At 61.1% G+C, this 11,218-nt stretch carries 10 protein-coding genes; 7 read left to right on the plus strand and 3 right to left on the minus strand.

Going from position 1 to position 11,218, the window contains the following annotated elements; genetic code table 11:
- Window positions 1-139: 139 nt before the first annotated feature.
- On the minus strand, window positions 140-652 hold the full coding sequence (locus NKH50_RS04460) for a hypothetical protein (protein ID WP_352876930.1): 513 nt from the start codon (window positions 650-652) through the stop codon (window positions 140-142).
- A 401-nt stretch (window positions 653-1,053) separates the two neighbouring features.
- Here NKH50_RS04460 and NKH50_RS04465 point away from each other — a divergent pair, with 401 nt between their 5' ends.
- Genes NKH50_RS04465 through NKH50_RS04475 form a run of 3 tightly spaced genes read left to right on the plus strand, consistent with a single transcriptional unit; the run spans window position 1,054 to window position 3,004 of the window.
- Window positions 1,054-2,202, plus strand: a complete 1,149-nt coding sequence (locus NKH50_RS04465; RefSeq protein ID WP_352876933.1) for a hypothetical protein — start codon at window positions 1,054-1,056, stop codon at window positions 2,200-2,202.
- Between the two features lie 14 nt (window positions 2,203-2,216).
- Window positions 2,217-2,543: an STAS-like domain-containing protein gene (locus NKH50_RS04470; RefSeq protein ID WP_352509383.1), complete on the plus strand. Its 327-nt coding sequence runs from the start codon at window positions 2,217-2,219 to the stop codon at window positions 2,541-2,543.
- On the plus strand, window positions 2,540-3,004 hold the full coding sequence (locus NKH50_RS04475) for a hypothetical protein (protein WP_352876936.1): 465 nt from the start codon (window positions 2,540-2,542) through the stop codon (window positions 3,002-3,004). The genes NKH50_RS04470 and NKH50_RS04475 overlap by 4 nt, the downstream gene beginning before the upstream one ends.
- A gap of 20 nt (window positions 3,005-3,024) precedes the next feature.
- Here NKH50_RS04475 and lepA read toward each other — a convergent pair whose 3' ends face one another.
- Window positions 3,025-4,830: a translation elongation factor 4 gene (lepA, locus tag NKH50_RS04480; RefSeq protein WP_352876938.1), complete on the minus strand. Its 1,806-nt coding sequence runs from the start codon at window positions 4,828-4,830 to the stop codon at window positions 3,025-3,027.
- A 159-nt stretch (window positions 4,831-4,989) separates the two neighbouring features.
- Between lepA and NKH50_RS04485 the strand changes: the two genes are divergently transcribed.
- From NKH50_RS04485 to msrA, 4 genes are all read left to right on the plus strand, one after another.
- On the plus strand, window positions 4,990-6,054 hold the full coding sequence (locus tag NKH50_RS04485; RefSeq protein WP_352691878.1) for a TadE/TadG family type IV pilus assembly protein: 1,065 nt from the start codon (window positions 4,990-4,992) through the stop codon (window positions 6,052-6,054).
- A gap of 349 nt (window positions 6,055-6,403) precedes the next feature.
- Complete coding sequence (locus NKH50_RS04490; RefSeq protein ID WP_352876941.1) at window positions 6,404-7,120, plus strand: DUF1223 domain-containing protein; 717 nt, start codon at window positions 6,404-6,406, stop codon at window positions 7,118-7,120.
- Window positions 7,121-7,197: 77 nt separating this feature from the next.
- Window positions 7,198-7,533 carry a hypothetical protein gene (locus NKH50_RS04495; protein WP_352876944.1) on the plus strand — a complete coding sequence of 112 codons (336 nt, stop codon included), beginning with the start codon at window positions 7,198-7,200 and terminating at the stop codon, window positions 7,531-7,533.
- Between the two features lie 76 nt (window positions 7,534-7,609).
- The gene (msrA, locus tag NKH50_RS04500) at window positions 7,610-8,338 is read left to right on the plus strand and encodes a peptide-methionine (S)-S-oxide reductase MsrA (RefSeq protein WP_352876947.1); all 729 of its coding nucleotides are present in this window, start codon (window positions 7,610-7,612) and stop codon (window positions 8,336-8,338) included.
- 228 nt (window positions 8,339-8,566) lie between these two features.
- Here the strand turns inward: msrA and NKH50_RS04505 are convergent, their stop codons facing one another.
- Complete coding sequence (locus tag NKH50_RS04505; RefSeq protein ID WP_352876949.1) at window positions 8,567-11,116, minus strand: mechanosensitive ion channel family protein; 2,550 nt, start codon at window positions 11,114-11,116, stop codon at window positions 8,567-8,569.
- Window positions 11,117-11,218: the final 102 nt, after the last annotated feature.

Genomic DNA, 11,218 nt, shown 5'->3' on the forward strand with positions numbered 1-11,218 from the left:
ATCCGGCCTCCGCACCACCCCCCCGGGCGGCGGGGGCCGTGGGCGCGCCCCCCCCACCAACCCCGGGGGGCCCGCCCCGGCGGCGTCGGGGGGGGGGGGGGCCCCCCCCGCCCCCGGAGAGGGGGCGGTCCGACCGGGCTCAACGATCAGGCTTCAGCAGCGTCCATATCCAGCCGATGAATGTGAGCACCAGGAACGGATATCCGGCAGCGGGCAGCGGCGCCGAGGTCGGCAGCAAAGGCGCACCCCACAGGATCAGGCCCGCCGACACCACGAACAGCACAGCCGCCACGACAGCGGTAAGCCGGATCCACAGTGCGAGGGTTTTCGGCGCGCTTACCATGACCAGCGCCGCCGCCCAAAGCGAGATACCGCCGACATAGGAGGGTACGCTGGCCTGAAGCCCGGCCGCATTGCCGGCGAGCAGCAAACTCTCGCCCGCCACGAAGGTCAGGAACCCTGCCGCTACGCAGTCATTTCCCAGCCGCTGATACTTCATGGTCAACAGCGCGGTCGCCACGACGAGTGCGACACCGTCGATCGTCCAGAGTGTTTCGCGGAGTGGCGCGCCCTCGACGAAAGTGCCGGCGAGGCCCAGAGCGCCGCCGATGGCGAGGCCAATCGCTGCGATGTTGTCCGAGATGGAGCGCATTGAGATCGATCTCCCCTAGGCACGCAAGGTACTGCAGGGCGGAGCGTTCTCAAAGGGTGGTCCGGTGTCCAGAGGCCGCGCCTGCGAAGCGGATGGCGTTAGCTATCGCTTGTTTAGCCTCGCGCGGTATCGGGCGAAAGCGCCCTCCACAACAGCCTGACAACAGTCGCGCTGATAAACGGCGCGATTACCTAGTAGGTGTTGCGGGACGCGCTGTTGCGGATTCGATGGGCGCTGACATGGGGAGAATGGAACGGAAAGTAGGAGACGTCGAGGCCGAGGTAGCACTGAGCAATATCCCAGGTGCTATGGTCGCGTAGCATTCAGGTAGTTCAAGTTAGGATAAACAATTTGTACCTGACCCTCTCTAATTGGTAAGAGGTTTGTCGGGGGGACTCGATTTGAAGAAACTTACTATTCGCCGTTTGAATTGGTTTCTGGCCAGACAAAAAAATGAAACCCGGCGTTCTCGATCACGGCGACGCAAACTCCTTCGAGTCAGCGAGGATTTGTTTGCAAACTCCGCAATTCAGCAGCAGTTGATCATTCAACGAGTAAGCTCACCTGAGCAAAAAGCAGCACCTCCACAATTCGTATACGTCCGGCAAAATAGAACTTTTAGGAGAGAATTGATCATTCCTCCAGAAACTTTTTCGTTGAGAGGGGACTACGATAATGTTGTGAGCTTCTTCCAACATTTGAGAGATCGCGCATATAACATACCGCCGACATCGGCTAGTGCGCTTGGTGTTGATTTTCGTTCTATTAAGAAGATAACGCCCGGCGCAGCACTTGTTTTGGCTGCGGAGTTATATAGATGGCAGATATTTACTCAGCGCAAGCTTGTGCCTGTTTTGCAAGACGACTGGGATCCCTTGATTTCAAGGATGCTTAGAGATTTCGGGCTTTTCGAGTTCCTCGAGACGCCCGATCAACGCCCGGAGCCCAGTCCTAGTGAACCCCCCTTTTTTAAGTTTATTAAATATAGAAGCGGCGTAGGCGTCACTCCAACCGCATGTAGTGATCTACTTGACCACCTATCGGCGATCGTTGGGTCAATCGAAGCTGAGAAATTCATTTTCGATGGGCTGGTTGAGGCGCTAAACAATGTAAAACATCACGCGTATCCGGACAATTCAGGTTGGCACGGCGTTTCGTCGGGAACCTGGTTAATGTGTGGGGCTTATAGTGAACGTGCCAAGGTTCTAACGGCGGCAGTCTATGACATGGGCGTCGGAATCCCTGCAACTCTGCCTCGCTCGGGGCTCTGGGAGCAAATAAAGGGTATCTTGGCTGCATTCGGGGCAAATGATGACAGCTCGATGATTGCTGCCGCCATGCAAGCTGGACGAACCCGAACTGGTCAGGTCGAGCGAGGGAAGGGCCTGCCAATTATGATGCGCCTATTTGACCACGTGCGGGGACACTTGCGCATCCTGAGTGGCCATGGTGAAGTTAGGTACACAAGCGGCGCAAGCGAAATCGGACGTATCGGTCGTCCGCTTAGCCTTGGCGGAACACTGATTCAGTGGCAAATATCCAAAGTCTGATAGGGAAGGGGCCAATGCAGACCATTCGGGTGGCAGAGGATTTTTCGGCTACTCCTGGTGGACGGTATTTAACCGATGGCCCATTCAGCGGCGAGGATTTTCGTGAACGGCTCCTCATTCCTGCCCTCAGCAAGGGTTCTCCTGTTACTGTAATCCTAGATGGAACACGAGGGTATCCGTCATCTTTTCTTGACGAGGCTTTTGCCGGTCTTGCAAGGAAGATGGGATGGACGCGAGATCAATTCACTCAACGCGTTAAGATAGTTGCGTCGGATCAGTACAAAATTTACCAGGATGATATCTATCACTATATCGAGGTGTCTCAAAGGCGCTCGAAATGAAAGAATTCGCCAATCTTTTTATTGTCTCTTTTATAGGAGGTCTCTCGGCAGCAATCGTTTCTCATATTTTCTTCATTATTTCTGACAAGATTTCCAGAAATAAAAAGATATTTGATGATCTTTATGCTGAGATGGAGAGTATAATATTAAAATGCGTTGAGCTGTCTTATATGGTGTGGGGCGCAAAAGGTGGAGACAAGATTCATGAGGAACAGGAACTGGTATGCCAAATCCACGATATTTCTACCATCCTTTCTTTCCTCGGGTCGAAAGGGGCCAAAGCAGAGCTGAGAATAGCGCCGGCATATGCAAATTTTCGACGCTCAATTTCTGGTGACGATTTCGACGTCAAAGGTCGTGCGCCAAACCCGGCCAAGGTTGTAGAAATCCGCTCGAACGCGATCGCATTCAGGGTTGCGTTGCGCGATGTTCAATACGAAGCTAACCGCCTGCTTTGGTAGACGAGAAGCCGACCGGCTTCTCAATCCCCCATCTTCAGCGCCTGGATAAACGCCTCCTGGGGAATATCCACCTTGCCGAACTGGCGCATCCGCTTCTTGCCCTCTTTCTGCTTGTCGAGCAGCTTGCGCTTGCGTGAGACGTCGCCGCCGTAGCATTTGGCGGTGACGTCCTTGCGCAGCGCCGAGATGGTTTCGCGGGCGATGACCTTGCCGCCGATCGCCGCCTGGATCGGGATCTTGAACAGATGGTGCGGGATCAGCTCCTTCAGCTTCTCGCACATCTGGCGGCCGCGCTTTTCCGCCGCCGTGCGGTGGACCAGCATCGACAGCGCGTCGACCGGCTCCTCATTAACCAGGATCGACATTTTCACCAGGTCGCCCTCGCGATAGTCGGTCAAGTGATAGTCGAAGGAGGCGTAGCCCTTGGAGATCGATTTTAGGCGATCATAAAAATCGAAGACGACCTCATTGAGCGGCAAATCGTAGATCAGCATGGCGCGCTTGCCGACATAGGACAGGTCGGCCTGGATGCCGCGCCGGTCCTGGCATAGCTTCAGGATGCCGCCGAGATAGTCGTCGGGGGTGAGGATGGTGGCGCGGATCCACGGCTCCTCGATGGCCGAGATCTTGACCACGTCGGGCATGTCGGCTGGGTTGTGCAGTTCCTTGACCGTGCCGTCGTTCAACAGCAGGCGGTAGACGACGCTGGGCGCGGTGGCGATGAGGTCGAGGTTGAACTCGCGCTCCAGCCGCTCCTGGATGATTTCGAGATGCAAAAGGCCGAGGAAGCCGCAGCGATAACCGAAGCCGAGCGCGGCACTGGTTTCCATTTCGAAGGAGAAGGACGCGTCGTTGAGGCGCAGTTTGCCGACGGCGGCGCGCAGGTCTTCGAAATCGGCGGCGTCGACCGGGAACAGGCCGCAGAACACCACCGGCTGCGCCGGCTTGAAGCCGGGCAGGGCTTTTGCCGTCGGGCGCTTGTCCTCGGTGATGGTGTCGCCGACGCGGGTATCGGCAACCTCCTTGATCGAGCCGGTGAAGAAACCGAACTCGCCGGGGCCGAGCTCGTCGACATTGACGCGGGCGGGTGTGAAGACGCCGGTGCGCTCGACCAGGTACTTGGCGCCGGTGCCCATCATGCGGATGGTCTGGCCCTTTTTCAGCACGCCGTCGATGATGCGCACCAGCACGATAACGCCGAGATAGGCGTCGTACCAGGAGTCGACCAGCATCGCCTTCAGCGGAGCCGTGATGTCGCCCTCGCGCGGCGGCGGCAGATCGTTGACGATCGCTTCCAGCACGTCGGGGATGCCCAGCCCGGTCTTGGCCGAGATCAGCACGGCGTTGGAGGCATCGATGCCGATCACCTCCTCGACCTGCTCGCGGATGCGCTCGGGCTCGGCGGCCGGCAGGTCGACCTTGTTCAGCACCACGACGATCTCGTGGTTGTTGTCGATGGCCTGATAGACATTGGCCAGCGTCTGCGCCTCGACGCCTTGCGAGGCATCGACGACCAGCAGCGAGCCCTCGCAGGCGGCGAGCGAGCGCGACACTTCATAGGCGAAGTCGACATGGCCGGGCGTGTCGATCAGGTTGAGGACATAATCCTGTCCATTGTTGGCGCGGTATTTCAGCCGCACCGTCTGCGCCTTGATGGTGATGCCGCGCTCGCGCTCGATGTCCATCGAGTCCAGCACCTGCTCCTTCATGTCGCGCAGCTCCAGCCCGCCGGTCGACTGGATCAGCCGGTCGGCAAGCGTGGATTTGCCATGGTCGATATGGGCAACGATGGAGAAGTTGCGGATGTTCTTGATGGGCGTGGTCATGCGGCGCGCTTTAGCAGGGGCACGGTATATCGGCAAGCGGCGGGGCGCGGGTGCGGCGGCAAGGCGGCAAAGTCGTTAAACTTTGATCCATGAGATTAGAGCATAGTTTGCGCCCGGCGTGGTAGCCCACCGGTCTATCGCCGTTTCGGGGGGATCGGAATGCCGCTGTCAGCACGCAAATTTCTCAGATCGGTGAGCGGCTCGTTCGCGCCGATGCTCGCCATCCTGCTTATCCCGATGGTTGCCGCATTGGGCTTTTCCATCGACTATACCTCGGCGGTTTCAACCAGGGCATCGATGCAGAACGCCCTCGATGCAGCGTCGCTGTCGATCACGACGCTTGCGACGGACACCTCATTGGCGGACCGTCAGGTAAAACTGCAGGAGGTATACCTGGCCAATGGCGGGCAAGGCACGGCCAAGCTCGACAGCTTCGTCGTCGCCACCGACGGCGCCGCCAGCATCAAGGCTTCGGCCGGCTTTGCCATGCCGACGAATTTCATGCAGATCGCCAGGATCAACACGGTGCAGGTCGGCGTTGCGTCGGCAGTGACAAAGCGGCCGGCATTGGTGCAAGCCACGTTCAAGGTGACCAAGGTCTCGGGCTGGTGGGGCAAGACAATGACGCTCTACGGCACCAAATTCGGGGACACGGTGGCCAACAAGCTGATGAAGATCACCTACACATACAACGGTTATGGCGATCCGAAAGGCTATGGCACGGCGACCGTCTCCACCATCAACGGAGCGACGATCACTACGGTCCAGCAGCAGGTGTGTACGACCACCACGGTGCTCAGCTTTTATGGGCTGCCCAGCACCACGATCACCCAGACCGCTTCCAACGGCAAGAAATATGCGACCACCTGCGTCAACACCATGTACCCCGCGACCGGTGCCGGCGCGGTGATCGACGTCAGCCAGATGGACCAGCTCTACCTGCAGATGGATGTGCCGTCAGGCAATCCAACGGTGCTCAAATCGAACGATCCGGCGACATCGAACCGCCTCTACGCGGACGGCGTCGAGATCGCCAGTGGCCAAACGGTCGATATCTTTACATTGGTGCCGTGCGGCCAGACCAGCACACAAGCGTGGGAAGACGGGGGATCGCCGGTGCCGACATCTCCGACCATCACCGATTCCAACGCGGACTTTTTCTACACAGTAACCGGCAAGTGCGCCTTCAATCAGCGGGCATCGGAAACGCTGTTGACACAATAGGCCGCCGCAGCTGAGTGCGAGGGCATATCGGCCCGCTTAGGCTGCCCGTCCATCACACCGCCGCCCGGTCACACCGGGTGGCGTGTTGGTTGCGAGCGACCGTCTTCCCTTCGCCCCCTGTAGGAGAAGACGGCCGAGCAAAGCTCGGTCGGATGAGGGGTGTTCCAGGGGACGCCGACGCCTCATTTCTTCCAGCACCCCTCAACCGTCTCGGCGTTTCGCGCCGATCCACCTTCTCCCACAAGGGGAAGGGAGAGCTGCGAACGATCACGAAGCGGTGATGCTGTAACGAACCGTGTGTCGGCGGCGAAGTGTGGACATGGAACGATGTCTGCGCAGGAGAAACGCAATGCCTGGATCGACAGCGAAACGCAGCACAGCCCTGATGGGGCTCGCCGCAATACTGTTTTCGGCAACTGTGCTGTCGGCAACCGGCGCGGCCGCCGGCCAAACGCAGACCGTCGTCGAGCTGTTCACCAGCCAGGGCTGCTCGTCCTGCCCGCCGGCCAACGCCAATCTGATCAAGGTCATGGACCGGCCCGGCGTGCTGGCGCTGTCCTTCAACGTCACCTACTGGGACTATCTCGGCTGGAAGGACACATTCGGCAAAGAAGAATTCACGCAGCGCCAGGTCCGCTATGAACCGTCGCTCGGCCGTTCCGGCCCGTTCACGCCGCAAGTGGTGGTCAACGGCAGGGCCGATGCGGTCGGCGCCAGGCCGGGCGAGATCGAGCAGCTGATTGCGAGCGGCGGCCACGCCGACGGACCTTCGCTGTCGCTCGCCGGCGGGACGGTCAGCATCGGCGCCGGTCCGGTGCCCGGCGACAAGGCCGACGTCTGGCTGGTGCGTTACGGCAAGGGCGTCGTCGAGGTGCCGGTGGCGCGCGGAGAAAACACCGGGCGCACGCTGCCGCACGCCAATGTCGTGCATTCGCTGACCAGGCTGGGCAGTTGGACCGGCGACGCCACCGCGCTGCCGCTGCCGGCGACGACGGGCGGCCTTAGCACGGCGGTGCTGGTGCAGGTGCCGGGCGGCGGGCCGATCCTTGCTGCCGCTACGAATTAGAAACCCGCGCGAAATTCCCCCAACGCGCAGCGGCGCCGCCGCATGCCGTGAACCCTGCCAAACCCTAGGAGATCATCATGACCAATCGTTTGACCAATCGCCCGACCCTGGCGGCACTCGCCTTCGCACTTTGCTCGGCGGCGCTGTTCGCAGGAGGCGCGGCGCGGGCCGAAGATGCGATGAAGCCGGCGATGGCGACAAACGCCATGAAGCCGGCAACGGGCGCCATGAAGCCGGCAACCGATGCAATGAAGCCGGCCGGCGCCATGGCGGCTGACGCAATGGCCACGACCGCGATGAAGGCGACAGATCCGATGAAGGCCGACTGCATGAACAAGGCCGACGCCGAGACGGACGCCATGAAGAAGGCAGAGGCGACCAAGGCCTGCGATGCCATGGCTCCGGCCAAATAGGCGATGCGCACAGCAATGTGAGAGCCCGGCGGACCTATCCGTCGTATAATCCACACCACATCATGGGAGATCAGACATGACCGCAGCCGTGAAACGATCGTCGATTTTCGCAAAAGCAGCAGCTGCCGCGCTCATCCTCACGGCCGCCGCCGCCGTATTCTGGCAGACCCCGGCAGTCTCGGCCGAAGACGCGGTGGTGATCCCGCCGCCGGCAATGGACGAGAAGGCCACCGCCGGCACCGAAAAGGCGGTCTTCGCCGGCGGCTGCTTCTGGGGTGTGCAAGGCGTGTTCCAGCACGTCAACGGCGTCACCAGCGCCGTCTCCGGCTATGCCGGCGGCGACAAGAACACGGCCGTCTATGAAATGGTCGGCACCAGCCGGACGGGCCATGCCGAATCCGTCGAGATCACCTACGAGCCGTCCAAGGTTACTTACGGCCAGCTGCTGCAGGTGTATTTCTCGGTGGCGCACAATCCGACGCAACTGAACTACCAGGGGCCGGACAGCGGCACACAGTACCGTTCGACGATCTTTGCCGAAAACGACACGCAGAAAAAGATCGCCGAAAGCTATATCGCCCAGCTCGACAAGGCCAAGGTGTTTCCTAAGCCGATCGTGACGACGCTGGAGACCGGCAAGAGCTTCTATCCGGCCGAGGACTACCACCAGGACTTTCTGACGCTCAACCCGTCCTATCCCTATATCGTCTACAACGATTTGCCCAAGGTCGAGAATCTGAAGCGGCTGTTCCCCAACCTCTACAGCGAAAAGCCGGTGCTGGTGCTGGCCGCCAACAAGAGCTGAGCTTTTGCGCCGGCGGGCGCGACGGAGAATAAGCGTCGGCGATCCTTCGCACCCCCCTCTGTCCTGCCGGACATCTCCCCCGCAAGGGGGGAGATCGGCTATCACCTCGACCTTCGCCAAATCTCCAACGTTCAGGACGAGCGGAGCGCTGAAACTGCTAATCTCCCCCCTTGCGGGGGAGATGGCCGGCAGGCCAGAGGGGGGTGCTGTCCCGCCAACGTCTCGAAACTACCTCCCCTTTTTCCAGGGCAGGCTCCAGCGCATTTTCTCCAGCGTCGCCTTTGCCTCGGCCGAGTCCGGGTCGGGCTCTGTCTCGCGATAATGGGCCGAGCCCTCAGGCGGGTAGGCAAGCGTGTTGTTGAGGGCGAATTTGTCGATCTGGCTGAAGTCGGGGAAAGGCAGATTTTGCGCCTCGCGCCAATCGCCGACCCTTTTCTCCGCGGCAATGCGTTTTTCGTCGTCGACCGGAAGGTCGGTGGCTCTGTATTCCAGTGACGAAGGGAAGGCGAACTGCGCGCCGGCATCATCCATGATGTTGATCATGGACAACAGGATGTCCTCGCGGATAGCTTGAAAATCGGCCACGTCGGCGGTTTTGATATAAGTGAACACGTCGATATCGAGCGAATAGGCGCCGAAGCCGGCAAAGCGCACGCGGCACGGCTCATCGATAACGCGCGGGTGGGCAATCAGCAGCTTGCGCAGCTCGGCCAGGACGTAACGCAGCTGATCGGGCGTCGTTTCGTAGCGCAGCTGCAGCGTCGTCGCGAACCGGGTGCGGTCGCGATGGGCGTAGTTCTCGATCTGCATGCCGGCGAAATCCGAGTTCGGCACCGAGATGATGGTGCGGTCGAGCGACCTGATGCGCGTCGAGCGCATGCCGATATGCTCGATCGTGCCGGACTGGTCGCCGAACTTGCAGAAGTCGCCGACGCTTACCGGCCGGTCGGCATAAAGCGTCAGGCCGGAGAGGAAGTTCTGCAGCGTCGGCTGCGCGGCCAGCGCCACCGCCAGACCGCCGATGCCGAGACCGGCGATGACGCCTTCGTAGGGGATGGCGAGCACTTCGGCCAACAGCAGGAAGGCGACGACGAGCACGGCGACGCGCGCGACGCCGGTGGACAGCGAAATCAGCGTGTCGTGATAGCCGGGCACTTGCCACAGTCCGCGATAGTGTTCGGCGACCTTGCCGATCAGATGCCAGACCACCGGCACGGCGCCGATCACGATCAGGCTCCAGGCGATTGCCTTGACCGGGGCGGCGACCACTTGCGGCAGACCGAGCGGGCGCAGCGTCAACAGCAGGAAGAAGCCAAGCACGATCGAGCGCACCGCCCATTCGACGATGCGGAAGAAGGCCGGGCTGTCCGTCCCTCGCACAAACAAGGAAATCAGCGCATTGGCGATGAAGCCGAAGACGATGCCGGCCAGTGCGGCAAGGCCGAGCATCCACCATTGCCAGTGCTCCATCGGGCCGGCGCGGGTGAGCAGGCCGGGGCTGATCTCGCGGGCGAGGCCACGGGCGATGAAGAACGGGTCGGTGCTGGCGAAGGCGGCGAATTCCGGCGCCACCGGCACGTCTTCGACGTCGGCGTAGAGCGCGCGGATGTGGGCGAGCGTCTCGGGCGTGAACTGCCAGATCTTGCGCTTGCCGGTGCCGTCGGGGTCAGTCTCGACCGGGCCGATGACGATGTTGCCGGCGGGATGCTCGAAATAGACGAAGGGGGTGTTGCTCTTCGGATCGTCGGGGATCTCCTGCCAATAGACATAGCCGATGCGGTCGATGACCTTTTTGAGATAGCGCTCAAGCAGGAACGCCTCGTCGCCGCGCACCGCCTGACTGTAGTTGCGCAGGTCGAGCGCCGCCTGGGCCGGGTCGCCGGCTTCGGTGAGGCCGCTCAACAGTACCTTGAACGTGTCGCGCGGCGAGGCGAGCCTGCTCGGATCGTCGACCATGTCGATGGCTTCGCCACGCGCTTCCTGGAATTCGGCGAGCTTGGCCTGTAGCTGGCCAAGTGGCGGCCCGACGATGAACCAGTCGCCATTCTTGCGGCGAAAAGTGACGGCGAAGGAGACCCTGGTGCCGTATTGCGGCAGCGTCGCCGTCACCTCGTCTCCGGCAATCGCATCATGCGGCAGGCTCCACAGACGGAACGTCGCGTTGTCGATGACGGTGAACAGCAGCTTGGTGTAATCGGGCATGTTGAGGCCGCCGCGGTCGGCCTCGGTGACGTCGACGAGACCCGCTGCCAGGCCAGCAAGACCCATGCCGCCGCCGGTGGCGCGCGGCACGTTGTCGGCGCCGCTCTCGTTCATCGTCTGCAGGAACGAGCGCATGGTGCTCATCGGGCTCGACTGGTCGACACGGACGTCCTCGACGGCGCTGACGCGCACACCTGTCCACCATTCGGCGGTGGCGGCATCGAAGCGACCCATGAAGCTGCCGCCGTCAGGCGATTGGACGAAGGTGACGGCGCCCTGGCGGTCGCCTTCGAACCAGTGGCCGACAAGCTTGTCGCCTTCGGCCTTGGCCTCGATACGGCCGTTATAAAGCGGGTACACGCCCTTTACGTCGGCGCCCGTCTGCTCGAACTTGATCTGGGCGCCGCCGCCGCGCCATTTCGTGTCCCACACGCCCGTCCAGTTGGCCGCGTCCTGGGCATGCGCCTGCGGCATGGCCGGCAGCAGGCCGGCAAGCGCGAGTGCGCCGATCAGCGCGACTGTCCGGATCAGCAAAAGCAACAGCCGATCCTGTCCTGCCGCAGAAAAGGGGTTCATTCTGTTGCCCTTCTTCTTGCCGGCGATTCTGCTGGGCCGGCCAGAGAAGGTTATTCCGCTTGAAGATGAATATTCTGTTTCAGGCTGCCACGGCGATGCCGG

This window comes from Mesorhizobium sp. M1027, assembly GCF_040318745.1.
Taxonomy (GTDB): Bacteria; Pseudomonadota; Alphaproteobacteria; order Rhizobiales; family Rhizobiaceae; genus Mesorhizobium.

Coding starts and splice junctions, on each gene's coding strand:
- NKH50_RS04460 (WP_352876930.1), bottom strand. CDS start 652: ATGCGCTCCATCTCGGACAACATCGCAGCGATTGGCCTCGCCATCGGC.
- lepA (WP_352876938.1), bottom strand. CDS start 4,830: ATGACCACGCCCATCAAGAACATCCGCAACTTCTCCATCGTTGCCCAT.
- NKH50_RS04495 (WP_352876944.1), top strand. CDS start 7,198: ATGACCAATCGTTTGACCAATCGCCCGACCCTGGCGGCACTCGCCTTC.
- NKH50_RS04475 (WP_352876936.1), top strand. CDS start 2,540: ATGAAAGAATTCGCCAATCTTTTTATTGTCTCTTTTATAGGAGGTCTC.
- NKH50_RS04490 (WP_352876941.1), top strand. CDS start 6,404: ATGCCTGGATCGACAGCGAAACGCAGCACAGCCCTGATGGGGCTCGCC.
- msrA (WP_352876947.1), top strand. CDS start 7,610: ATGACCGCAGCCGTGAAACGATCGTCGATTTTCGCAAAAGCAGCAGCT.
- NKH50_RS04505 (WP_352876949.1), bottom strand. CDS start 11,116: ATGAACCCCTTTTCTGCGGCAGGACAGGATCGGCTGTTGCTTTTGCTG.
- NKH50_RS04470 (WP_352509383.1), top strand. CDS start 2,217: ATGCAGACCATTCGGGTGGCAGAGGATTTTTCGGCTACTCCTGGTGGA.
- NKH50_RS04485 (WP_352691878.1), top strand. CDS start 4,990: ATGCCGCTGTCAGCACGCAAATTTCTCAGATCGGTGAGCGGCTCGTTC.